Annotated in this window: 16 protein-coding genes and 2 tRNA genes; 3 read left to right on the top strand and 15 right to left on the bottom strand. The window is 62.2% G+C overall.

The genetic code is table 11. From position 1 onward, the window contains the following. Nucleotides 1-197: 197 nt before the first annotated feature. Nucleotides 198-959: a 23S rRNA (guanosine(2251)-2'-O)-methyltransferase RlmB gene (gene rlmB, locus KI243_RS02765; RefSeq protein WP_103033099.1), complete on the bottom strand. Its 762-nt coding sequence runs from the start codon at nt 957-959 to the stop codon at nt 198-200. Continuing rightward, a complete protein-coding gene (gene rnr / locus KI243_RS02760) occupies nt 956-3,562 on the bottom strand; it encodes a ribonuclease R (protein ID WP_017125063.1) in 2,607 nt (868 codons plus the stop codon). The genes rlmB and rnr overlap by 4 nt, the downstream gene beginning before the upstream one ends. A 224-nt stretch (nt 3,563-3,786) precedes the next feature. Between rnr and KI243_RS02755 the strand changes: the two genes are divergently transcribed. Next, nucleotides 3,787-3,873, top strand: a tRNA-Leu gene (locus tag KI243_RS02755). Between the two features lie 297 nt (nt 3,874-4,170). After that, nucleotides 4,171-4,257: transfer RNA gene (locus KI243_RS02750), tRNA-Leu, on the top strand. A gap of 216 nt (nt 4,258-4,473) precedes the next feature. Here the strand turns inward: KI243_RS02750 and KI243_RS02745 are convergent. The 12 genes from KI243_RS02745 to KI243_RS02690 all read right to left on the bottom strand — a co-directional run bounded on the left by KI243_RS02745 (nt 4,474) and on the right by KI243_RS02690 (nt 18,859). Continuing rightward, a complete protein-coding gene (locus KI243_RS02745) occupies nt 4,474-6,408 on the bottom strand; it encodes a methyl-accepting chemotaxis protein (RefSeq protein ID WP_177083357.1) in 1,935 nt (644 codons plus the stop codon). Nucleotides 6,409-6,548: 140 nt separating this feature from the next. Then, nucleotides 6,549-7,841, bottom strand: coding sequence for an adenylosuccinate synthase (locus tag KI243_RS02740; protein ID WP_017125065.1), 1,293 nt, complete (start codon nt 7,839-7,841; stop codon nt 6,549-6,551). Nucleotides 7,842-7,895: 54 nt separating this feature from the next. Then, nucleotides 7,896-9,083 carry an ATP phosphoribosyltransferase regulatory subunit gene (locus KI243_RS02735; protein ID WP_017125066.1) on the bottom strand — a complete coding sequence of 396 codons (1,188 nt, stop codon included), beginning with the start codon at nt 9,081-9,083 and terminating at the stop codon, nt 7,896-7,898. A 300-nt stretch (nt 9,084-9,383) separates the two neighbouring features. Beyond that, nucleotides 9,384-10,253: a protease modulator HflC gene (hflC, locus tag KI243_RS02730; RefSeq protein WP_017125067.1), complete on the bottom strand. Its 870-nt coding sequence runs from the start codon at nt 10,251-10,253 to the stop codon at nt 9,384-9,386. Next, nucleotides 10,253-11,422 (bottom strand): FtsH protease activity modulator HflK, encoded by a 1,170-nt coding sequence (gene hflK, locus KI243_RS02725; protein WP_017125068.1) that lies wholly within the window; start codon nt 11,420-11,422, stop codon nt 10,253-10,255. The genes hflC and hflK overlap by 1 nt, the downstream gene beginning before the upstream one ends. Nucleotides 11,423-11,518: 96 nt before the next feature. Then, nucleotides 11,519-12,820, bottom strand: coding sequence for a ribosome rescue GTPase HflX (gene hflX, locus KI243_RS02720; protein WP_017125069.1), 1,302 nt, complete (start codon nt 12,818-12,820; stop codon nt 11,519-11,521). Between the two features lie 12 nt (nt 12,821-12,832). Next, complete coding sequence (gene hfq / locus KI243_RS02715) at nt 12,833-13,093, bottom strand: RNA chaperone Hfq (RefSeq protein ID WP_017125070.1); 261 nt, start codon at nt 13,091-13,093, stop codon at nt 12,833-12,835. 93 nt (nt 13,094-13,186) lie between these two features. After that, nucleotides 13,187-14,182: a tRNA (adenosine(37)-N6)-dimethylallyltransferase MiaA gene (gene miaA, locus KI243_RS02710; protein WP_017125071.1), complete on the bottom strand. Its 996-nt coding sequence runs from the start codon at nt 14,180-14,182 to the stop codon at nt 13,187-13,189. Further along, the gene (gene mutL / locus KI243_RS02705) at nt 14,182-16,086 is read right to left on the bottom strand and encodes a DNA mismatch repair endonuclease MutL (RefSeq protein WP_177083813.1); all 1,905 of its coding nucleotides are present in this window, start codon (nt 16,084-16,086) and stop codon (nt 14,182-14,184) included. Before mutL ends, miaA begins: the two co-directional genes overlap by 1 nt. Before the next feature lie 11 nt (nt 16,087-16,097). After that, nucleotides 16,098-17,537: an N-acetylmuramoyl-L-alanine amidase gene (locus tag KI243_RS02700; protein WP_209436720.1), complete on the bottom strand. Its 1,440-nt coding sequence runs from the start codon at nt 17,535-17,537 to the stop codon at nt 16,098-16,100. Between the two features lie 3 nt (nt 17,538-17,540). Then, on the bottom strand, nt 17,541-18,011 hold the full coding sequence (gene tsaE, locus KI243_RS02695) for a tRNA (adenosine(37)-N6)-threonylcarbamoyltransferase complex ATPase subunit type 1 TsaE (protein WP_177118268.1): 471 nt from the start codon (nt 18,009-18,011) through the stop codon (nt 17,541-17,543). Beyond that, nucleotides 17,999-18,859, bottom strand: coding sequence for an NAD(P)H-hydrate dehydratase (locus KI243_RS02690; protein ID WP_212810424.1), 861 nt, complete (start codon nt 18,857-18,859; stop codon nt 17,999-18,001). Before KI243_RS02690 ends, tsaE begins: the two co-directional genes overlap by 13 nt. 63 nt (nt 18,860-18,922) lie before the next feature. Between KI243_RS02690 and queG the strand changes: the two genes are divergently transcribed. After that, a complete protein-coding gene (queG, locus tag KI243_RS02685; protein WP_212810423.1) occupies nt 18,923-19,996 on the top strand; it encodes a tRNA epoxyqueuosine(34) reductase QueG in 1,074 nt (357 codons plus the stop codon). A 9-nt stretch (nt 19,997-20,005) separates the two neighbouring features. On the opposite strand, the gene KI243_RS02680 is transcribed toward queG, so the two are convergent. Continuing rightward, nucleotides 20,006-24,229 carry a hypothetical protein gene (locus KI243_RS02680; protein ID WP_244861807.1) on the bottom strand — a complete coding sequence of 1,408 codons (4,224 nt, stop codon included), beginning with the start codon at nt 24,227-24,229 and terminating at the stop codon, nt 20,006-20,008. Nucleotide 24,230 lies beyond the last annotated feature (1 nt).

Genomic DNA, 24,230 nt, shown 5'->3' with positions numbered 1-24,230 from the left:
GCGAGGGGCGCAAGACAATTGGTGATTATTTGAACAGCCCGGCGCAACAAGCACCGCCGACTTGCCCCTTGCATCACAACCGAGGTGAATGCGATCACTGTGGGAGCCGGCTTGCCGGCGATGAGGCCGGCAAGCCCTGCGGTGACTGTGCGGCCATCATCGCTGGCAAGCCAGCTCCCACAAGGGTTTTGCGGTCGTCAGGCTTTTTTGCTGGAAGCCTTGACGCTGCGCTGGCGCAGCGCTTCGAACAGGCACACACCGGTGGCCACGGAGACGTTCAGGCTGCTGACGCTGCCGGCCATCGGCAGTTTCACCAAGTAGTCGCAGTGCTCGCGGGTCAGGCGACGCATGCCCTTGCCTTCGGCGCCCATGATCAGGATCGTCGGGCCGGTCAGGTCCTGCTGGTACAGCTCCTGCTCGGCTTCGCCGGCGGTACCAACCACCCACAGGCCGCGCTGCTGGAGCTTTTCCAGGGTACGCGCCAGGTTGGTCACGGCCACCAGCGGAATCACTTCCGCGGCGCCACAGGCGACCTTGCGCACGGCAGGCGTCAGGGTCGCGGACTTGTCCTTCGGCACCACCACCGCCAGCGCACCCGCCGCATCGGCGGTACGCAGGCAGGCACCGAGGTTGTGCGGGTCGGTCACGCCATCGAGCACCAGGATCAGCGGTGCGCCCTCGGTGCGATCGAGCAGCTCGTCGAGCATGGCTTCGCCCCAGACCTGGCTGGGACTGACTTCCGCCACCACACCCTGGTGCACGCCTTCGACCCAGGCATCCATTTCACGACGCTCGGCCTGGCCGACGGAGACCTTGTTTTCGCCGGCCAGTTGCAACAGGCCCTGGACCCGCGGATCGCTGCGGCCTTCAGCCAGCCAGATCTGCTTGACCCGCTTGGGGTGATGACGCAACAACGCCTCCACGGCATGCACGCCGTAGATTTTTTCCAACTGACTCATGACTTGGCCTTGGGTTTGCGCGCCCCGCCGCTTTTCGCGGGACCGGTGCCCGCCTTGGGCGGACCTTTACGATGCTTGCTCGGCTTTTCCGGGGCCGCGCCGCGACCCGGCTTGCCATCGGCCTTGGCCTTGCCACCGTTTTTCGCCTCGGCCAGCAGCGCCTGCTTCATTTCGCGGCTCTTGCGCACTTCAGCGTTTTTCGCGGCGGCATCGCTTGGACGGTAGGCCTCGCTCGACTTCTTCTCGGCAGTGGTGCGACGCCCGGTCTTGACCGGCTCGGCGGCTTTTTCAACGGCCGCCGGCGCACTGCCTTCAGCACCACGCTTCTTGCGACCAATCGGTGCGCTGAGGGTCTTCTCGGCCATCTCGAAGTCGATCTTGCGCTCGTCGAGGTCGACGCGCATGACCTTCACTTCCACCGTGTCGCCGAGGCGGAAGCTGCGTCCGGTGCGCTCGCCCGCCAGGCGGTGATGCACAGGGTCGAAGTGGTAGTAGTCACCCGGCAAGGCGGTGACGTGCACCAGGCCCTCGACGTAGATATCGGTCAGTTCGACGAACAGGCCGAAACCGGTCACCGCGGTGACCACGCCCGGGAACGACTCGCCCACGCGATCCTTCATGAACTCGCACTTGAGCCAGTTCACCACGTCGCGGGTGGCTTCGTCGGCACGCCGCTCGCTCATCGAGCACTGTTCGCCCAATTGCTCGAGGATCGCCTCGTCGTACGGATAGATCCGCGCCTTCGGGATCGTCATCGCACCAGCGCGCCGTACGTGCGGGGTGTCCTGCTTCGAGTGGATGACGCTGCGGATCGCACGGTGCGTCAGCAGGTCCGGGTAACGGCGGATCGGCGAGGTGAAGTGGGTATAGGCCTCGTAATTCAGGCCGAAGTGGCCCTGGTTGTCGGCGCTGTACACCGCCTGGCTCAGGGAACGCAGCATCACGGTCTGGATCAGATGGAAGTCCGGACGGCTCTGGATGCTGGCCAGCAAAGCCTGGTAATCCTTCGGCGACGGCCCCTCCTTGCCCTTGTGCAGGGACAGGCCCAACTCACCGAGGAACGCCCGCAGTTTCTCCAGGCGCTCTGGCGGCGGACCGTCGTGCACCCGGTACAGGGCCGGAATTTCGTGCTTCTTGAGGAATTCGGCGGTGGCCACGTTGGCCGCCAGCATGCATTCCTCGATCAGCTTGTGGGCGTCGTTGCGAGTGGTCGGACGGATTTCGGCGATCTTGCGCTCGGAGCCGAAGATGATCCGGGTTTCCTGGGTTTCGAAATCGATCGCGCCACGGGTATGACGAGCCGCCAGCAGCACCTTGTACAAGGCGTACAGCTGCTTGAGGTCCGGGATCACTTCCGAGTACTCGCCACGCAGCTTCTTCGCCTCGGTGGTCTTCGGCTGCTCCAGGATCGAGCTGACCTTGTTGTAGGTCAGACGGGCATGGGAGTGGATCACCGCTTCGTAGAACACGTAGTCGGTCATCTCGCCCTTTTTCGACATGGTCATTTCACAGACCATGGCCAGGCGATCGACATGCGGATTCAGCGAGCACAGGCCGTTGGACAACTCTTCCGGCAGCATCGGTACCACGCGCTCCGGGAAATACACCGAGTTGCCACGCACCTGGGCTTCGGCATCCAGTGCCGAGCCGATCTTCACATAGCTGGAAACGTCGGCAATCGCCACGTACAGCTTCCAGCCACCGGAGAACAGCCGCAGCTTGCCCGGGATCGCTTCGCAGTAGACCGCGTCGTCGAAGTCGCGGGCATCTTCGCCGTCGATGGTGACGAACGGCAGATGGCGCAGGTCGACGCGTTTCTCCTTGTCCTTCTCCTCGACGACCGGCTTGAGCTTGCTGGCCTCCTTGAGCACGGCCTCAGGCCAGACATGGGGAATATCGTAGGTGCGCAGGGCAACATCGATTTCCATGCCCGGCGCCATGTAGTTGCCCACGACTTCGACCACGTCGCCCTGGGGCTGGAAGCGCGGTGTCGGCCAATGGGTGATCTTCACTTCGACGAACTGCCCGACGCGGGCATCGGCATTGCGGCCCGGCGTGACCAGCACTTCCTGCTGGATCTTCGGATTGTCGGCCACGACAAAACCGATACCGCCTTCCTCGAAGTAACGGCCGACGATGGTCTCGTGGGCACGGGACACCACTTCGACGATCACACCTTCGCGCCGGCCACGCCGGTCCAGGCCGGAAACCCGTGCCAGGGCACGGTCGCCATCGAACACCAGGCGCATCTGCGCCGGGCTCATGAACAGGTCGTCGCTGCCGTCGTCCGGGATCAGGAAGCCGAAACCGTCACGATGGCCGGCGATGCGGCCGAGGATCAGGTCAAGCTTGTCCACCGGCGCGTAGGTGCCGCGGCGGGTGTAAATCAGCTGGGCATCGCGCTCCATGGCGCGAAGGCGGCGGCGCAGGGCCTCCAGCTGGTCTTCGGTGGTCAGACCAAACTCTTCCACCAACTGCTCGCGACTCGCCGGCGACCCGCGCTCGGAAAGGTGCGCCAGGATCAGCTCACGGCTAGGAATAGGGTTTTCGTATTTTTCCGCTTCACGAGCGGCCTCGGGATCGAGGGACTGCCAATCGGCCATTAGATAAATTTCACCTTGTCTATATGCGGGTTAGTTTGGCATACGCGTATTGAAACGGGAAATTTCAGGCACGGATGACACCCGAAAACCCTTTTGTCGGCGGCTTCAGGCGCCGCTACAGACCATTCGCGATATTTTTTTCACTTTTTCGATCACAGGGGTTTACAGTACAAGAGAGCCTCCGTATAGTGCGCGCCATCGACGACGGAGACGTTGTCGATGCTGCCCAGATGGTGAAATTGGTAGACACGCCAGCTTCAGGTGCTGGTGACCGCAAGGTCGTGGAAGTTCGAGTCTTCTTCTGGGCACCAATTCAAGACTTCAGAGATTCTGGAGTCCTCCAGAAACCCGCGAAAGCGGGTTTTTGCGTTTCTGGCTTCCGCAATTCTTGAACACGCCAATTCCCCTGTGGGAGCCGGCTTGCCGGCGATGAGACCAGCAAGTCATCCATCGATCCTGCAGACGTCATCACCGGCAAGCCGGCTCCCATCAAGACACCCTCCCCCTTGCGCCCGATATTTGATTTATTAAAAGCAAAACAGGGGTTTACAGATCAAAACAGCCTCCGTATAGTTCGCCACATCAACAGCGGCAACGCTGAAGATGCTGCCCAGATGGTGAAATTGGTAGACACGCCAGCTTCAGGTGCTGGTGACCGCAAGGTCGTGGAAGTTCGAGTCTTCTTCTGGGCACCAATTCAAGACTTCAGAGATTCTGGAGTCCTCCAGAAACCCGCGAAAGCGGGTTTTTGCGTTTCTGACTTCCGCAATCCTTGAACACACCAGTCCCTGCGGGAGCCGGCTTGCAGGCGATAAGGCCGGCAAGTCTTGCCTCGATCTTGCCGACGCCATCGCCGGCAAGTCGACCCCTACAGAATCCGAATAACGGGACGCCCCCACCACTCCGCCCGATCAGGCCCGGAACTGCCCCAGACTCGCCTTGAGCTGCGCCGCCAGGCTGTCGAGCACCTTGCCGCTGGCCGTGGTTTCCACCACCGCCTGTGCCGCGCGCTCGGCCTGGGCATGAATCACCTCGACCCGTCCACGCACCGCATGCGCGCCTTCGGCCTGCTGCGCCGCCGCCTGGGTCGCCAGGCCGATGGCCGCATGCACCTGCTCCACCGAGGCCTGAACCGTCTGCTGCAACTTCACGCTGTTGCGCAGCACCGCCAACCCTTCGTTCGCCTGCCGCCCGGCCTGGCCGATGGCCGCCACGGCCTCGCGGGCCCCCTGCTGCAAGGCGCCGATATGCGCCTGGATATCTCCGGTGGAGCTCTGGGTCTTGCTAGCCAGCGCCCGCACCTCATCCGCCACCACGGCAAACCCACGACCGGTTTCACCCGCCCGCGCCGCCTCGATGGCCGCATTCAACGCCAGCAGGTTGGTCTGTTCGGCAATCCCGTGGATCACCGTCAGCACCACTTCGATCTGCTCGCTCTGCTGGGCCAGCCGCTCGATCACCTTGGAACCGGTATCGACCTGCACCGCCAGGGCCTCGATCAGACCGCCGACCTGGGCCGAGGTCCGGGTATTTTCATCAGTGGCCTGGCGAATATCGATCACCTGCTTGAGGGCCGCCTGCATCGCCTGGCTCTCCGACTGCGCCTCATCCGCCATGCGCTCCAGCGCCCGCAGGCTCTGCTCCACTTCATCGCGCTGCAACTCGGCCGCCTTGTCGGCACCGGCGTTGCGCAGACTCATGGCTCCGATCTCGACACCGGTACGCTGGGCCACATCCCCCGCCTCACGGACGATAGGCTGCAGCTTGTCGACAAAACGATTGACCGCCGAGGCCATGTCGCCGATTTCATCATTGCTGTTGAGCTGGACCCGCTTGGTCAGGTCGCCCTCGCCCGCCGCCAGGTCATTGAGCGCCGCGATCAACAGATGCAGTTTGCTCACCACTCGCCGCCCCAGCACCACCGCCAGCAACAGCAACACGCCGAGGCCGACCAGCGCCAGGCCCAGGCCGATGCGCCAGCGCAGGGTCTGCGCCGCATCCTGCACCGTACCGGTGGTGTTCACCTGCATTTGCGCAGCCGTCGACTGTGCCGACTGCAGGCGCGCGCGCATGGCCGTCGAACTGTCGGCCGCGGCCCCCTGCAGGCTGTCGCCCACCAGCTTGTCGCTGCTGGCAATCAGGGCCGAGAAACGCTGGTCCAGGGCTTTCAGGTCGGTTTCGACCGAGGCCGTCGAGACCCCCATCAGGACCTTGCCGATTTCCACGCCATTGGGATTGATCGACGCCTCGAGGTAGTAGACCGACGGGTCGTTTTTCGCCGCGTTCAGCACCTTGTCCAGCGCCCGCTCGCCCTGGCCCTTTTCCAGCAGGGCCTTGTTGATCGGGTTTTCCCGGTTCAGGTAGCGGGTCAGGTGCTCGCCATTGGCGTCGTCGTAGACCACGAACAACACGTTCGGATTGCGCTGGGCGCGGCGGGCGAATTCGGACAGGGTCGGCACGTCGCTGTCCCACATCGCCCGGGGAGCGACGGAGGCGAGCAATTGCGCCATATCGTTGGCGGAATCCTGCAGATCCTTCTCCAGCGTGGCGCGCAGTTGAACCTGCTCATCCTTCAATCGCGAGGACAAACCGCTGGTCAGGCGCTGACGCGTGCTGGAAGAAAGATTGTCGAGGCTCGACGTCACTTCCTTGCCAGCCTGCTCCAGCTCGCCGGAGAGTTTCTGGCTATCGACACCCAGGCGACTGCCAAGATCGGCCTCGAGGGCAGTGACGGTGCTTCGGGTCAGGGCGACCGCTACCAGCACTTGCACCAAAAGGGCGATACCGAGCGTAACGAACACAGGCCGCAGTAAACGGCTTTGTAACAGTGAGAGAACGGCCGACACTGGAGACTCCTCCACTTTGGCGCCATTAATTTGATGGCACACTTTTTAGAAGATAATCACAGCAAGGGCCGTGCCGCACAACAGACATAAACGACAAAGGGTCCCACAAGGGACCCTTTGTGATCTACATCAACGGCTTATCAGGCGAAAGGATGACGCAGAACGATGGTTTCGTTGCGATCCGGACCTGTCGAAATAATGTCGATCGGCGCGCCGACCAGCTCTTCGATGCGCTTGATGTAGGCACGGGCAGCCGCCGGCAACTCTTCCAGGGTCTTGGCACCCAGGGTCGACTCGCTCCAGCCTGGCATCTGCTCGTACACCGGCTCCAGGCCGATATAGCTGTCGGCATCGGTCGGCGCGTCGATGACCGCACCGTTCTCGTTCTTGTAACCCACGCAGATATTGATGGTTTCAAGACCGTCCAGTACGTCCAGCTTGGTCAGGCACAGGCCCGAGATGCTGTTGACGTCGATGGCGCGACGCAGGATGACCGCATCGAACCAGCCGCAACGACGGGCACGACCGGTGGTCGCACCGAACTCGTGGCCACGCTTGGCCAGAAAGGCGCCGACGTCATCGAACAGTTCGGTCGGGAACGGGCCCGAACCGACGCGCGTGGTGTAGGCCTTGGTGATGCCCAGGATGTAGTCCAGGTACATCGGACCAACGCCCGAACCGGTGGCGATACCGCCCGCGGTGGTGTTGGAGCTGGTGACGTACGGGTAGGTACCGTGGTCGATGTCCAGCAGCGAACCCTGGGCGCCTTCGAACATGATGTCCTTGCCGGCACGACGCAGGTTGTGCAGTTCGGCGGTGACGTCGAGCATCATCGGTTTGAGCAGCTCGGCGTATTCCATGCACTCGTCGAGTGTCTTCTGGAAGTCGATGGCCGGCTCTTTGTAGTAATTGACCAGCACGAAGTTGTGGTAGTCCAGCAACTCGCCCAGCTTCGCGGCAAAACGCTCGCGGTGGAACAGATCACCGATACGCAGGCCGCGACGGGCCACCTTGTCTTCGTACGCCGGGCCGATGCCACGACCGGTGGTACCGATCTTCAGCTCGCCACGGGCCTTCTCGCGGGCCTGGTCCAGCGCCACGTGATAGGACAGGATCAGCGGGCAGGACGGGCTGATACGCAGGCGCTCGCGCACCGGTACGCCTTTCTCTTCCAGCTTGGTGATTTCCCGCAGCAGGGCATCCGGTGCAACCACCACGCCATTGCCGATCAGGCACTGCACGCCTTCGCGCAGCACGCCCGAGGGGATCAGGTGCAAGACGGTTTTCTCGCCGTCGATCACCAGGGTGTGACCCGCGTTGTGACCACCCTGGTAGCGCACTACGGCGGCAGCATGTTCGGTCAGCAGATCAACGATCTTGCCTTTGCCCTCATCACCCCACTGGGTGCCCAGGACTACGACATTCTTACCCATAACACTTGTCCTCATTCGCGCAAACTTGGTGCCGGCAGCCGCCGGCGGGAAAACTCAAGAAGCCAGCGGCAATACTTGCCAAAGCCCGTTCTGCAGAATCAATTGCCGGTCGCAGTCCGCTTCACGGGCGGCGGCCAATGGCTGCCCAGGCAAGGCCTGGACGACACGCTGACCCTCACTGCGCAACCGGCAGACTTGCTGCCAGAGTGCCGCATCCGCGCTGTCAGGCATCCAGATACCGCCAGACGGTAGCTCGATCTCAGCACGCCCCAGGGTCACCAGGGTTTTCAAATCGGTGGAAAAACCCGTCGCCGGGCGCGCGCGACCGAAGTCCGCGCCGATATCGTCGTAACGACCGCCCTGGGCGATGGCCTGGCCGACACCCGGGACAAACACCGCGAACACCACACCGGTGTGGTAGTGGTAGCCGCGCAACTCACCCAGGTCGAAGTACAACGGAAGGTCGGGGAAACGCACCGACAGCCGCTCGGCAATCGCCAGCAGGTCGTCCAGCGCCGCCGTGACCGGTGCCGGAGCCCCCGCCAGGCGCACGCGCGCGGCCGCCAGCACTTCACGACCGCCACACAGGTCGACCAGCGCGCGCAGCATCGCCGCGAGCTCGGCCGGCAGGCCTTCGGTCAGGTCGATCACTTCGTCGATGGCCTTGCGCTGCAGGGCATCGAACAACTGTTGTTCCACTTCGCCGGACAGCCCGGCCGCACGGGCCAGGCCACGATAGATACCGACATGCCCGAGATCCATGTGGACATCCGGTACGTCGGCCAGTTGCAGCATCGCCAGCATCAGGCTGATGACTTCGACGTCACTGCTCGGACTGGCATCGCCGTACAGCTCGGCGCCCAACTGGATCGGGCTGCGCGAGGACGACAGGGCCCGCGGCTGCGCATGCAGTACGCTGCCGGCGTAGCACAGGCGGCTCGGACCTTCGCGACGCAGGGTATGGGCGTCGATACGCGCCACCTGCGGCGTGATATCGGCACGGAAACCCATCTGCCGGCCCGACTGCGGGTCGATCACCTTGAAGGTACGCAGGTCCAGGTCCTGGCCCGCACCGGTCAGCAAGGACTCCAGGTACTCGATATGCGGGGTGACAACGAACTCATAGCCCCAGCTCTGGAACAGATCCAACACCTGGCGGCGCGCCACTTCGATGCGCGCCGCTTCAGGCGGAAGTACTTCTTCGATGCCATCTGGCAGGAGCCAGCGGTCTACCGTTGCCATTACGCCTTTCCCCTATGATCCGGGCGGCAAGCCCACAGGCGAGCCTTGAGTGAAGCAGAAAATGGTTAACGCGCGCGCAAGAACGACGCGACGAACAGCCGAAAACCGGCTTCGCCTACCACTTTCCTCGAAAAACCTGTCGAGTCGATCAACTCGGTTTTGCCAGCCTGCCGGCTAATCAACCATGCAGACGCAAAAAAGCCGGGAATTTCCCGGCTGCCGCATCATACACACGTTTTCCGAAAGGATCACCCCGCCAGGCGTTTTAGCCGCCGGGCGGGTGTGTTGATGCGCTGTAGATCAGGGCTTGGCTTTTTCCAGGTAATGGAAGAAGTCACTGCTCGGGTCCAGAACCAGCACGTCGCTCTTGTTCGCAAAGCTTTCGCGGTAGGCGCGCAGGCTGCGATAGAACGCATAGAACTCCTGGTCCTGGCCGTAGGCCTTGGAATAGATGGCAGCGGCCTGGGCATCACCGTCACCGCGAGCCTCTTCGGACTGGCGATAGGCTTCAGCCAGCAGCACGCGGCGCTGACGATCGGCGTCGGCACGAATGCCTTCGGCCAGCTCGTTACCCTTGGCGCGGTGCTCGCGAGCCTCACGCTCACGCTCGGTGCTCATGCGCTCGAACACGCTGCGGTTCACTTCCTTCGGCAGGTCGATGGCCTTGACCCGGACATCGATCACTTCGATCCCCAGCTCTTTCTCGGCCATCTTGTTCAGCGAGGAGGTGATATCCGCCATCAGCGCATCACGTTCACCGGACACCACTTCATGCAGGGTGCGCTTGCCGAACTGGTCACGCAGGCCCGATTCCAGGCGGCGCGAGAGGCGTTCGTCAGCGATCTGCTTGAGACCGGAAGTCGCGGTGTAGAAACGCTCGGCATCCTTGACCCGCCACTTGGCGTAGGCATCGACCATCACGGCTTTCTTTTCCAGCGTCAGGAAGCGCTGGGTCGGGGCATCCAGGGTCATCAGGCGGGCGTCGAACTTGCGCACCTGGTTGACGTAGGGAACCTTCACGTGGAGACCGGGCTGGACATCCGCCTGGACCACGCGACCGAATTGCAGCAGTACGGCCCGCTCGGTCTGCGACACGATGTAGAAGCAGTTCCAGCCGGCCAGGACCACGACGACGCCAACGATCAGGGCGATCAGCGATTTATTGCTCATCAGCGGCTCTCCCTTGTGCGCGTTTGCGGCAGGTCAGTGATATGCGGCACGACATCCGTGTTGCCGGAGGCTGCGGCCGAACCGGTTACTGGCGAATTACCGCCCGAACTGTTCTGGATCATCTTGTCCAACGGCAGGTAGAGCAGGTTGCTCTGGCCGTTCTTGTTGCCGGTCACGAGCACCTTGCTGGTGTTGCTGAAGACTTCCTGCATGGTGTCCAGGTACAGACGCTGGCGGGTGACTTCAGGTGCCTTGCGGTACTCGGCGACCAACTTGGTAAAGCGGTCTGCCTCACCCTTGGCGCGGGAGATCACTTCGTCACGGTAGCCGTTGGCATCCTCGAGGATACGCTGGGCCTGACCACGGGCTTCCGGTACCACGCCGTTGGCATAACCCTCGGCCTGGTTGCGCGACCGCTGCTCGTCTTCACGGGCACGGATCACGTCATCGAACGCTTCCTGGACTTCACGGGGCGCCGCGGCGCTCTGCACGTTCACCTGGGTCACGGTGATGCCGGTACGATAGGTATCGAGGAACCGCTGCAGGCGCTCCTTGATTTCGCTGGCCATCAGCTCACGACCTTCGGTCAGTACCTGGTCCATCGCGGTGGAACCCACCACGTGGCGCAGGGCACTGTCGGTGGCCTGTTGCAGGCTGATTTCCGGCTGGTCGACGTTCAGCACGAAGTCCTGCAGGTTGGTGATCTTGTACTGCACGGTCAGCGGCACTTCGACGATGTTCTCGTCTTCGGTCAGCATCTGCCCCTGCTTGGTGTAGGCACGCTCACGCGTGACGTTTTCCATGTACTTCTTGTCGATCGGCGGGAAATAGATATTCAGGCCCGGGCCGACAGTCTCGTAGTACTTGCCGAAGCGCAGCACCACGGCCTGCTCCTGCTCGTCCACGACATAGACCGCGCTGTACAGCCAGACAGCCGCCAGCACGACGAGACCGATGCCCAGCAGGCCGAAACCACCGCCCTTGCCGCTCGATCCACCACCGTCGTCACTGCGTTTCTTTCCGCCACCGAACAACCCGTTAAGGCTTTCCTGCAGCTTGCGGAAGGCCTCGTCGAGATCCGGTGGCCCCTTGCGGTCGCCGTTGTTACGACGCTTGCCACCCCAAGGATCCTGATTGTTCGAGTTGCCACCCGGCTCATTCCAAGCCATAGCGCTCTCCATCTGATAAAGCAAAGACGCACCCACGGCGCGCCGACCAATGCTACAGAATGCCTGCTACAGCGGCACAACCGCTTTGTCAGGCTTTTATTGCAAAGTGTGTTGTTCGATGAACTCCGGCGGCTTCATCCCTTCGCGCGAGACCACTCGATTGAGTTCGGCCCTGGGCAAACGAACCGACAGCAGACAGGTGCCTTCTTCGTCATGCTCTTCTTTCTGAACCGCACCCAACTCGAAAAACTGTGCACGCAGTCGAGCAAAACGCTGTGGCAAGCGCAAGGTGCCGACGAACAAATCGTTGCCCAGCAACTCGGCGATCGCCTGCCCGAGCAACTCCAGGCCGACTCCGTCCCGGGCTGAAAGCCAGACCCGCTGCGGCTTGCCGTCCTCGTCGCGCTGGATCTGCGGCTCGACGCCCTCAAGCAGATCGAGTTTGTTATACACCTCGAGGATCGGCAAGTCCTGGGCCCCGATCTCGCCCAGCACCACCATCACCTGCTCGATCTGCAGCATCCGGTCCGGCTCCGCGGCATCGATCACATGGAGCAGCAGGTCGGAGTTGCTCGACTCTTCGAGCGTAGCCCGGAAAGCCTCGACCAGCTTGTGCGGCAAGTGCCGGATAAAACCCACGGTGTCGGCCAGCACGATCGGCCCGAGGTCATCCAGGTCGAGACGGCGCAAGGTCGGGTCGAGGGTGGCGAACAACTGGTCGGCGGCATACACGTCGGACTCGGTGACCGCATTGAACAGGGTCGACTTGCCGGCGTTGGTGTAGCCCACCAGTGACACGGTGGGGATATCGGCGCGCTTGCGCCCGCGACGGGATTGCTCGCGCTGACTGCGGACCTTTTCCAGCCGGCCCTTGATCTGCCGCAGGCGTACCCGCAACAGGCGCCGGTCGGTTTCCAGCTGGGTTTCACCCGGGCCGCGCATGCCGATGCCGCCGCCCTGGCGCTCAAGGTGAGTCCAGCCGCGTACCAGACGCGTGCTCATGTGCTCAAGCTGGGCCAGTTCGACCTGGAGCTTGCCTTCATGGGTACGTGCGCGCTGGGCGAAAATATCGAGAATAAGGCCCGTGCGATCAAGCACGCGACACTCGAAGACACGTTCGAGGTTACGTTCCTGACTGGGCGTGAGGATGTGATTGAAAATCACGATTTCGACCTGCTCGGCCTTGACCAGGTCGCGAAGTTCCTCGACCTTGCCAGTGCCAATCAGATACTTGGCGGTTGGCCGATGACGCGGCACGTTGAAAAACGCGACGGTCTCGGCACCTGCCGATAGTGCCAACTCCTGAAACTCCTGCGGATCTTCGCGCGCCTCAGGGTCCTGACCTTCCAAGTGAACGAGAATCGCCCGCTCACCACCACCGTGGCGCTCAAAGAACAAAGGAGACTCCTATCAGGCGTTACCTGGCTCAGCGTCACCCTGTTCGGATTCGGTTGCGCTAGGCAGACGAATTGCACGAACCGGTACCACTGTCGAGATAGCGTGCTTGTAGACCATCTGGCTGACGGTGTTCTTCAGCAGGATCACGAACTGGTCGAAGGATTCGATCGTGCCTTGCAGTTTGATCCCGTTGACCAGATAGATGGAAACCCCAACCTTCTCTTTACGCAAGGTATTCAAGTAAGGGTCTTGTAGCGAATGCCCTTTTGACATGTGCCGCACTCCTTTAAGGATCAATAATAAAAAATGAATAAACAGGTGGCTTATGCCGCCACTCCCCCAAGGATAGACGGCAATTGCAGGGACTCAGCCCAATATGGAGATCGTCCCAAGGTATTTCAAGGCGCGTGGCAGATTGTCGCAATCCAGGCTGTCCAGCCAGTGTAAATCAGCCCAGCCGCGTAACCAGGTGAACTGGCGCTTCGCCAATTGGCGCGTGGCGATGATGCCCCGCTCCTGCATTTCGGCTGACGTCAGCTTGCCATCCAGATGATCCCAGACTTGTCTGTAGCCTACAGCACGTATAGACGGCAACCCGACATGCAAGTCACCTCTCCTACGCAGGGCTACGACCTCGTCAATGAATCCCTGTTCCAACATTTGTGTGAATCTTTGTGCAATTCGGTCATGCAGGACCTGGCGGTTCGCCGGAGCAATGGCCAGGTTCGCCACAGTATAGGGTAATTGCGGCCGTCCCGAAGCGGCTGCGTCAATACTTTGCGCAGATTGTCGCTGTCGATGGGCCGTCATGCTCGACCCGCTGACCCGATAGACTTCCAGCGCCCGGCTCAATCGCTGCGGGTCATTGGGATGAATACGCGCCGCCGATTCCGGATCGATACTTGCCAACTGGTCGTGCAGGGCTTGCCAGCCAAGGCGCGCAGCCTCTTCTTCAATTTCCGCGCGAACCTGCGGATCAGCCGCCGGCATCTCCGCCAGGCCGTCGAGCAAAGCCTTGTAATAGAGCATCGTACCACCGACCAGCAGGGGAATTTTTCCCCGTGCGGTGATCTCGGCCATGGCCGCCAGCGCATCGGCGCGGAATTGCGCGGCCGAATAGCTCTGCGCGGGATCGAGAATATCGATCAACCGATGCGGAAACTGTGCCAACAGCTCTTTCGAAGGCTTGGCGGTACCGATGTCCATGTCCCGGTAAACCAGGGCAGAGTCGACGCTGATCAGCTCGCAGGGCAGGACCCTGGTCAGCTCGATGGCCAGGTCGGTCTTGCCGGCCGCCGTCGGGCCCATGAGGAAAATCGCCGGGGGTAATGCCGTCTGTTTCAAAAGTCGGGAACCCGTCATCAGCGACCGCGCAGGAAAAGTTTGTCCAGGTCGTCCAGGCCCAGTTGGGTCCAGGTCGGACGACCGTGGTTGCACTGGCCACTGCGCTCGGTGTTTTCCATGTCCCGCAGCAGGCCGTTCATTTCCGGCAGGGCCAGGCGCCGGTTGGCGCGAATCGCACCGTGGCAGGCCATGGTGCCGAGCAATTCGTTCAGGTGCGCCTGGATACGGTCACTGGTGCCGTACTCCATCAGGTCCGCCAGGACATCCTGCACCAGCCGGTTGGCTTCAGCCTGCTTGAGCAGGGCCGGAATCTGTCGGATGGCCAGGGTTTCCGGACCCAGGCGCTGCAATTCGAAGCCCAGGCGCTGGAACCAGGCGACATGCTCCTCGGCGCAGTCGGCCTCGCGCTGGCTGACGGCCAGGGACTCGGGCACCAGCAGCGGCTGGCCGCTCAGACCCTCGCTGGCCATGGCGATCTTCAGGCGCTCATACATGATCCGTTCGTGGGCGGCGTGCATATCCACCAGCACCAGCCCCTGGGCGTTCTCGGAGAGGATGTAGATGCCCTTGAGCTGCGCCAGCGCATAACCCAGCGGCGGAATGTCGCCCTGGCCTTCGGGCAGGCTCGGTACGCCAGCCTCGGGCAACGGCGCGAAGAACTCGCGGTAGGCGCTTTGCGCTTCTGCCGCTGGCGGCATCTGCGTCGATTGCGGACGGTATTGATACTGATAGCCGGCGCCGGAACCCGAGCCGGCAGTCGCGGCAAACGACGGCGAAGGCTGCGCCTGGGGCTGTTCGAGCAGGTTGGCGGCCAAGCGCATCTCGCCCTGGGGACCGAACTCGCCCGCTTCGAGCCCGCTCGGGCGAACGATGCCGGTCACCGCGGCCGGCGCGGCCAACTGGTCTTCCGGACGCACGTCGCCAAGGGCGCGGTGCAGGGTGCCATAGAGGAAATCGTGGACCATGCGCCCGTCACGGAAGCGTACCTCGTGCTTGGTCGGGTGCACGTTGACGTCGACCACCGAAGGATCGACCTCGAAAAACAGCACGAAGGTCGGATGCCGGCCGTTGAACAGCACGTCGCGATAAGCCTGGCGCACCGCATGGGCCACCAGCTTGTCGCGGACCGCGCGGCCGTTCACATAGAAATACTGCAGGTCCGCCTGGCTGCGGGAGAAAGTCGGCAGGCCGACCCAGCCCCACAGGTGCAGACCATTGCGCTCGACCTCGATCGGCAGCGCCTGCTCGAGGAAACCCGAACCGCAGACCGCCGCCACACGCCGGGCGCGGGCCGCGTCGTCATGGGCCTCATGCAGGCTGAGAATGCTCTTGCCGTTATGGCGCAGGTGAAAGGCCACATCGAAGCGGGCCAGGGCCAGGCGCTTGATCACTTCCTGCAGGTGATCGAACTCGGTCTTCTCGGCCTTGAGGAACTTGCGGCGCGCCGGCGTATTGAAAAACAGGTCGCGCACTTCCACCGAGGTGCCCACCGGATGGGCCGCCGGCTGCACCCGGGCATCCATGTCGCGGCCTTCGGTTTCCACCTGCCAGGCCTGATCGGCGTCGCGGGTCCGCGAGGTCAGGGTCAGGCGCGCCACGGAACTGATGGACGCCAGGGCCTCGCCCCGGAAACCGAGGCTCATCACCCGCTCAAGGTCTTCCAGGTCGCGAATCTTGCTGGTGGCATGGCGCGCCAGGGCCAGCGGCAGGTCATCGGCGGAAATGCCGCTGCCATCGTCGCGCACCCGCAACAGCTTGACCCCGGCCTGCTCGACGTCCACATCGATACGCCTGGCACCGGAGTCCAGGCTGTTTTCCAGCAACTCCTTGATCACCGAGGCCGGGCGCTCGACTACCTCGCCGGCGGCGATCTGGTTCGCCAGACGCGGGCTGAGCAGCTCGATACGGGCTCGTTCGTTCAGGATTGCATCGCTCATTGTTTGGCCGCCAGTTCAGCACCAGGAATGGTCAGGTTCTGTCCCACCTTCAACTCGTCGCTGCTCAGGTTGTTGGCACTGCGCAAGGTCGCCGCCGAGACCTGGTAGCGCACGGCGAGCATGGCCAGGGTCTCGCCCGGCGCCACGCGGTGGTCGCGCGGGCCCTGGGCAATCTTGCCGGAATCGCGCAGCCAGGCAATGTAGGTCCCCGGTGGCGGGTTCTGCTGGAAGAACTGGCGGATACCGGCACTGATGGAACGCGCCAGGGCCTGCTGATGGTTCGCGGAGGCCAGCTTGGAGGCCTCGTTGGAGTTAGAGATAAAGCCTGTCTCGACCAGGATCGACGGGATATCCGGCGACTTCAGCACCATGAACCCGGCCTGCTCCACACGCTGCTTGTGCAGCGGCGTCACCCGGCCGATGTTGCTCAGGACCTTCTGGCCGACGTTCAGGCTGGAGGTCAGCGAGGCGGTCATGGACAGGTCGAGCAGGACGCCGGCGAGCATCTTGTCCTTGTCGTCGAGGCTGACGTTGCCGGCACCGCCGATCAGGTCGGAACGGTTTTCACTGTCCGCCAGCCAGCGCGCGGTCTCGGACGTCGCGCCACGATCGGACAGGGCGAATACCGAGGCGCCGAACGCCGCGGCGGATGGTGCGGCGTCCGCGTGGATCGAGACGAACAGGTCGGCGCCTTTCTTGCGGGCGATCTCGGTACGTCCGCGCAGGGGAATGAAGTAGTCGCCGGTACGGGTCAGCTCGGCGCGATAGCCCTTCTGGCCATTGACCTGGCGTTGCAGTTCACGGGCGATCGACAGCACCACGTCCTTCTCGTGCTGGCCACGGGAGCCGGACGCACCCGGGTCTTCGCCGCCATGACCGGCGTCGATCACCACGATGATGTCGCGCTTGCCGGCCGGGGCCGGCGGCAGCTTGATGGCCGGCTCCGTCGGTGTCACCGGCACCGCCGGCAGCGTCGCCACGCTGGGCGCCGGATTGGACGCGGGCGTCGGCGTCGGCGCGGCATCGGCCGGGTTGTCGAACAGGTCGACCACCAGGCGATTGCCGTACTGGGCGTTCGGCGCCAGGGTGAAGCTTTTCGGGGTCACGGCCTTTTTCAGGTCGACCACCACCCGCAGGTCGGTCGGCGTGCGCTGGGCGGCGCGGACGCTGGTGATCGGCGTATTGGCCGTCGGCACGTTCAGCGGGCCGGCCAGGGTCGCGCCATTGATGTCGATCACCAGGCGATCGGGTGCGGTCAGCGTAAAGACACTGTGCTGGACGGTGCCAGACAGGTCGAACACCAGTCGTGTGTTATCCGGGGCTCGCCACAGTCGAACACTCTTGACCTGTGTCGCCGCTACGGCGTCGACGGCCAGTGCCGTAAGTAACAGTCCTACGACAGCAACCAGCGCGCGAATGCGCATACCAAACCCCATCATTTATTTGAATTCCAATGCCAGTGCGGCACACCAGGCCTCGCCTCGCGCCCCCTGGAACAACAGACACAACGAACGTCCGCCATTATGCGGGCTAATGGTAATGGTCAGGTCGGGCTTTGGCAAAAAGCCTGCACCTTTGTCGGGCCACTCCACCAGACAAAGGGCATCGCCGTCGAAATAGTCGCGAATCCCCAGGTATTCGAGCTCTTCGGGATCGACCAAGCGGTAAAGATCGAAATGGTAGGCACGAACTTCAGCGAATTCGTACGGCTCGACCAGCGTAAAAGTCGGACTTTTCACTGCCCCGGCATGCCCCAGCCCGCGAATGATGCCGCGCGACAGCGTGGTCTTGCCGGCGCCCAGGTCGCCTTCGAGGAAAATCACCCCGACACCGGCGGTCACTTCGGCGATTTTCCGGCCAAACGCCACCATGCTTTCTTCGTCAGGCAATTGCAGGGTTAGTTCAGACACGGCGATTGCTCCTCCAGCAACTGACGGATGGCTGGAATCAGGTCACTGGCCGCCAGCCCACGGCCCTTTCTGCCTTGCAGCTCGCCGGCGCCGGCATGCAGCCAGACCGCCAGGCAAGCCGCCTCGAATGCCGCCAGGCCCTGGGCGCGCAAGGCACCGATCAGGCCGGCGAGGACATCGCCCAGCCCGGCGGTGGCCATGGCCGGATGACCGCGCTCACAGCGCGACAGCCGCCCATCCGGCGCGGCAATCAGGCTGCCAGCGCCCTTGAGCACGCACACCGCCTGGTACTTCGCGGCCAGGGCCCGTGCCGCGGCGACACGATCGGCCTGCACCTGCGCTGTCGACATGCCCAGCAGGCGCGCGGCCTCGCCCGGATGCGGGGTGATCACGCAATCGGCCGGCAGCCGCGTCTCGCCGCTCGCCAGCAGATTCAACGCGTCGGCGTCCCAGACCTGCGCCACCGCGGCGTTCGCGGCCAGCGACAACAGACTGCGGCTCCAGGCGAACTGCCCGAGGCCCGGGCCGACCACCAGGACCGTGGCCTGCTCCAGCACGTCCATCAACTGATTGGCCGACTCGACGCCGACCACCATCACTTCCGGCAGGCGCGCCAGGGCAGCGGCCACGTGTTCCGGCCGCGTCGCCAGGGAGACCAGGCCCGCGCCACCGCGCAGGGCCGTTTCGGCGCTGAGCAGGATCGCCCCGCCGAAACGCCGGTCGCCACCGATCAGCAACACGTGGCCGAACTGGCCCTTGTGGGCGTCCGGTTGACGTGCGGGAAGGCTCGGCAAAGTGGCGAGGGTCAGTGACTGAATATCGGGAAAAGGCGGTTTGGTCTGCGGCATGCGTCGTTCGGCTCTGATGTCTGGCAGAATTATACGCACCAAAGCCTAGGTTTCTCCTGTCTCATGCCTGTAAATAGCGTCGACCTTCCCGCCCTCGCCCAATCCATCAAGGAATGGGGCCGTGAGCTGGGCTTTCAGCAAGTCGGTATCGCGGGCGTCGAGCTGGGCGAGCATGAGCAGCACCTGCAACGCTGGCTGGATGCCGGCTACCACGGCGACATGGACTACATGGGCGCGCACGGCAGCAAGCGCTCGCACCCCGACGAACTGGTGCCCGGGACATTGCGCGTGGTGTCGTTGCGCATGGACTACCTGCCCGGCGACACGCAGATGGCCCAGCGCCTGGGAGAGCCGGAAAAGGCCTATGTCTCGCGTTATGCCCTGGGCCGCGATTACCACAAGCTGATCCGCAAGCGCCTGCAACAACTGGCCGAGCGCATCCAGCAGGTCATCGGCCCGTTCGGCTACCGCGCCTTCGTCGACAGCGCCCCGGTGCTGGAAAAGGCCATTGCCGAACAGGCCGGGCTCGGCTGGATCGGCAAGAACACCCTGGTGCTCAATCGCAAGGCCGGCAGCTATTTCTTCCTCGGCGAGCTGTTCGTCGACCTGCCGCTACCGGTGGACGCCCCCCATGCCACCGAGCATTGCGGACGTTGCACGGCGTGCATGGATATCTGCCCGACGGCGGCGTTTGTCGGCCCCTATGTGCTGGATGCGCGACGCTGTATCTCGTACCTGACCATCGAGCTGAAAACCGCGATCCCGGAAGACTTGCGCCCCCTGATCGGCAACCGGGTGTTCGGCTGCGACGATTGCCAGATCGTCTGCCCGTGGAACCGTTTTGCCCGCGCCTCCGACGAAAGAGACTTCAAGCCCCGGCACAGCCTGGACAATGCCGGGCTGGCCGAACTGTTCCTGTGGGATGAAGAGACCTTTCTGAAAAACACCGAAGGCTCGCCGCTGCGCCGGGCCGGCTACGAGCGCTGGCTACGCAACCTGGCGGTCGGCCTGGGCAACGCGCCCTCGACGATTGTGGTACTGGAAGCCCTCAATGCCCGCCTGGACTATCCGTCGGAGCTGGTCAGGGAACACGTGCAGTGGGCACTGCATCAACATGCCGGGCGCAACGCCCCCTGACCGTAGGGTTCAAGCAGACAGCGCAAACCCACTGACCGGGGCCTGCAGCTCGATATCGCAACGACGCACCTGCGGCTTCAGCAACAGCAGGGAATGCCCCGTCGAATGCCTCAGCGTGATCCGCGAACCTTCTCCCACCACCGCCATCACCGGGTGCGTCTCGCCACTCTTGAACGAGATGTACTCTGGCAGTTGAACCGTGCGCACCACCCGCTCCAGCGCGCAGGTGGCCTGGTCATCGACACTGACCAGGTCGAGCCGGAAGGTGCTTTTGCCCTTGAACTTGACGATCTCCAGCGACGAGCGGGACAAGTCCAGCTCCGCCAAGGTCTCGCGGTCCTGCCCGGACAGGTCCAGGCTCACTTGCGGCAGCGTCGGCAAATCCCCTGGCGGAACGAGCAGTTCCGTCCGGCTGCCAAAGTTCGAGTCGAAGTCCTTTGAGCTCAGCACGCTTTTCTTGAACTGCAGGGTGTAGGGCGTCGCACGGTGCAACCTGACCTGGTAGCGGTTCAGCGCCCGCTCCTGGGGTGACTCTCCCGCCGCCCAGCCAAAGGGATTGGCCTCCAGCAACAGGTGGGGCGTGGCACCGAACAGCAGGATGGTCGGGATCGCACCGAAATCCAGCAGCTCCCGCCGTGTGTTCGGCGTGGACGGCATCGTCACCATCAGCTTGCGCGGGCGCTCCCGGCGACGCAGGTACCAGCCCTTGTGGACCTGCCCGGTCTTGTCCTGGTCCTTCGCATCCGTCCAGGTCTGCAGGTCGTCCGGGGTCAGCCCCAGCGGCGACAAGGTATAGCCCTTGGGCTGCTGGCGCAGGCTGGAACCCTGGCTGATCGAACCGATGTCCTTGAGCGGATTGGTCTGGTCGCTGTCGTCGGCGTCATTGATCATCGGCGTCAGCAACAGATCGATACCCTCTTCGCTCACCCCGGTGAACAGTTGATCCGCCGCCTGGCGCATCTGCTGCTGGGTGAGAATGCCGTGCAGTGCCGAAGCCCCGAACAGGTTGCCGAAGAACAGGCCAACCTTTTCATCCCAGCGATAGTTCTCCAATTGCGAGAGGCTGACGATGGCGTTCAGCAGGATGTTCACCACGGCCAGGGCCATCCCCACCAGAATCAGGGCGACGCCGACCCCGGGCACACCGATCAGGATAAACCCCGCCAGGCCCAGCCCGAACGAGGCGCCATCGATCACCGTCATGGTGATATACAGCGCCTGTTCCTCGACGCTCCTGGCCAATCGCGCGCCCTCGACATTGCGATACAGGCTGACCGCCGTGAACAGCACATCGAGGGGCAGCAGCACCTTGTTCATCTTGAAGAACAGCTGGTCCAGCCGTGGTTGCCAGAGTGCCCGCGACGCGCTGGAGGCAAGGCGCAAGGCCAGTGCCGGGCCGATATCGGAGCTGAAATCAAAGACCCCCTTGACCACCGCCAGCGAATCGCTGGTGCTGAACAGCCCCGACCTGACCGAGGAAAAGTCGAGGTGGAAGGGCTGGGTGCGGAAGTCCGCGAAGACCCCGAATGCCCCCAGCAGGCGACTGGAGCCGGCGGCCATGCGCGCGGCGGTCTTCAGGACGACAGGGGACAGCTGCTTTTTCTCGACTGCGGCTTTGGTCCGGGCCAGGTTTTCCTGGGTTTCTTGCAGCTTTCCCAGGGCCCCCGCGTCCTGCAACAGCGGCTTCTTGCGTTTCAGGCTGCTTTCCAGTTGCTCGATGGCGGAAAGAACCCTGGCTTCCTCGCCCGATTCGAGCAGGGCGCCCGACTCTCGTGTTGACACGCCAAGCTGTGCGCTGCCCAGAAAGCCCTGGTACAACGGCGGGGCACCCAGCAGGATGGTGTCTCCTGGCGAGCCTCTTTTCGGTTTTTGAGCGCTCCTGAAAATAGCGTCTGACACACTGCGTGCCGCATTCAACTGGATGTTATCGACCTTGATGCCGGTGATTTCCCGATATTCCTGCTTGGTGACGACAAACAGGATATCCGCCAACTGCTGATCATAATAAGAGACATACCCATAGTTATATGGCTGCACGCCCAGTAGTGGTCCATCGTGCGGGCTATAAAACGCAAAATCCTGAAATTCGCGATACACAATGCCCAAATGCTCGCGGAACAGCTTGAGTATCGACTGCCGTTTATAGTGATAACCAGGATCCACCGGATCAATCAGGAACTTGATTCTGTTTTCCTTGCGCAGATCCTCCAGGGCCTGCTTGTATATCCTGGTATTGACTTCAGCCTCGCTCTCGTCCGCACCAACGTGCGCCGGCGAGGCATAGCGGTTTTTTACTTCTGCATAATAATCGTGCAACAACCGCATCGTTTCAAATGTATTGGCGCGCAAAAACGCTGCCTGGTCTTTTGGCCTGATGGACGCAGCGCCATAAATCAACTGTTCGACGCGGGCCACATGCTGCTCCGTCGTCCACCCTCCGAATCCTGGCAGCGGCCTTCTGGCAATCTCTAGCGCCTCAGCCTTTCTTCTGCGCCTCTCCTCCTCGAAACCTCGCTCATAGACCCTGTAATCGGCTGTTTTTTCCTGTTTCACCGCCTCGAACCCGGCCTCCGATACAACTTTGACCTGGAACGCATCTCCAACCATGCCGGCTACGGAAAACACCCGTGTTTCCTGGACAAACCGCCGAACGGCAGGCTCCGAAAAATCCAGGCTCCCCGTCTTCGATAGAAAGGCAGAAAATCCCTGGGAGCGCATGCGATCCATGACATTGAGCACAACGCCCGGCAATGGCGCCATATTGTCGTTAGTGGCGATATAAGAAAACGGAATCAGACCCAGACCCGAGCTATAGACCAGGGAAGAATGAGGGCTGCAAATCACGGTTATATTGGGGATCCAGCGCCGCTCCATACCGTCGCCGCCGATGACATTGAAATTCCCTTGCTCCAGGCAGCGCTCGATAAAAAGAACCGTCACATAGGACGCCAGGGCCTCGGGGAAATGGCACGCGGTGAAATTCATGCAGCGGATCTGCCTGAACCTGGCGGAGTTCTTTCCAAACACGCCGGAAAAATTATCGTATATCCAACTGGCTATCCTTTCAGGATTGGAAACACCACCCAGGCCAAAAATATCCGCATGCCCCACTATATGCACGGTGCCGTCAAAAGGACTCGCGGTATCGCCAGGGCTGATGTAATCGATGAGCAACGCGTCAATCGGCCTGGGCCGACCGCGACCCAGGAGCGTATCGATTTCCCGCGATCGCAGCTTATGGTAGCTACTGAGGGTGTAAATACCCAGTTCCTGCTCACGGATCAGGATCCGATCCAGGTTGCTCTTTCTGAAACGCACGAACTCCTTGTCCATATTATCGATATAGCGACGGGCGGCCTCGGCATCTTCGGGCACTGCACCTTCGGCACTCAGAATATCGACAATACTGGGATACTCGATCGCATTGATCTGCCAAGCCGGACCGGAGAGCCGTCTGAAAAACTCCTTGAACGAAATAGAGAACCTGATCAGATCCTGCGCATCTTTCAGCCCGCCTCTACTCTTGTAATAGAAATAAAACTTTATAATCGCCAACGGGTAGGTTTCTTCAAAAGATGTAGCGTTGTGATACAACAGGACGCTTGCAACATCTTCACCAATAAGCAGATTGAGAGTCCCTCCCACGGCACGCTTCACCCGCCCACCCGGCCTGGACGGGCTCACCGGCAGGTTGACCCCGCGAAACACCCGCACCTGCTTCTGGACAACCCCCAGATAATACAGGGCGATCAGTCCCTTCAGGAAATTCAGCTCTTCCTGTTTTTTTACAACGTTATCCCCCTCGACCCTGGCCATTGCGAGAAAATCCTTGAGCAATGCCAAATCAACCAGGGCCCGCGCACCTTCCCCTCTTGCACTTGAAAATGCCGACTCAAGCTGCGAATAACTCCCCTGCAATGACTTATCCATTGCCTGCCACAGCAGAAAGGATGATATATCCCGAGAAAATTCAAAGCTCCATTGATCGCGAAAGCGGGGGTATATGATTCGCTGCTCGCCGACGCCCTCGGTATATAGTTCGCCAAGCGTATAAACCCGCCCGCCTTGCGCGGCGCTGATCCTGTTGTCCTCCAGATAAAGCTCGGGAAAAATCACCGCGTAATGTTTCAACAGCCTTTCGATGGATTCGAGACGGGCCAGGCTTTCCTTGCCCGGTCCGGCACCTGATATTTCATATTGATGCAGGCTGTAGTCAAACGATAACCTTTGCATA

This window comes from Pseudomonas sp. Ost2, assembly GCF_018326065.1.
In the GTDB taxonomy this organism is placed as follows: domain Bacteria; phylum Pseudomonadota; class Gammaproteobacteria; order Pseudomonadales; family Pseudomonadaceae; genus Aquipseudomonas; species Aquipseudomonas gingeri.
Note: the sequence above shows the minus strand (reverse complement) of the source record. Positions and strands in the feature narration are given on the sequence as shown.

What these genes read in the sequence shown, in the direction of transcription:
- KI243_RS02680 (WP_244861807.1), bottom strand. Translation starts at nt 24,229, where the DNA reads ATGCAAAGGTTATCGTTTGACTACAGCCTGCATCAATATGAAATATCA.
- hflK (WP_017125068.1), bottom strand. Translation starts at nt 11,422, where the DNA reads ATGGCTTGGAATGAGCCGGGTGGCAACTCGAACAATCAGGATCCTTGG.
- KI243_RS02700 (WP_209436720.1), bottom strand. Translation starts at nt 17,537, where the DNA reads ATGGGGTTTGGTATGCGCATTCGCGCGCTGGTTGCTGTCGTAGGACTG.
- rlmB (WP_103033099.1), bottom strand. Translation starts at nt 959, where the DNA reads ATGAGTCAGTTGGAAAAAATCTACGGCGTGCATGCCGTGGAGGCGTTG.
- KI243_RS02735 (WP_017125066.1), bottom strand. Translation starts at nt 9,083, where the DNA reads ATGGCAACGGTAGACCGCTGGCTCCTGCCAGATGGCATCGAAGAAGTA.
- rnr (WP_017125063.1), bottom strand. Translation starts at nt 3,562, where the DNA reads ATGGCCGATTGGCAGTCCCTCGATCCCGAGGCCGCTCGTGAAGCGGAA.
- queG (WP_212810423.1), top strand. Translation starts at nt 18,923, where the DNA reads ATGCCTGTAAATAGCGTCGACCTTCCCGCCCTCGCCCAATCCATCAAG.
- KI243_RS02740 (WP_017125065.1), bottom strand. Translation starts at nt 7,841, where the DNA reads ATGGGTAAGAATGTCGTAGTCCTGGGCACCCAGTGGGGTGATGAGGGC.
- hflC (WP_017125067.1), bottom strand. Translation starts at nt 10,253, where the DNA reads ATGAGCAATAAATCGCTGATCGCCCTGATCGTTGGCGTCGTCGTGGTC.
- miaA (WP_017125071.1), bottom strand. Translation starts at nt 14,182, where the DNA reads ATGACGGGTTCCCGACTTTTGAAACAGACGGCATTACCCCCGGCGATT.
- hfq (WP_017125070.1), bottom strand. Translation starts at nt 13,093, where the DNA reads ATGTCAAAAGGGCATTCGCTACAAGACCCTTACTTGAATACCTTGCGT.
- KI243_RS02690 (WP_212810424.1), bottom strand. Translation starts at nt 18,859, where the DNA reads ATGCCGCAGACCAAACCGCCTTTTCCCGATATTCAGTCACTGACCCTC.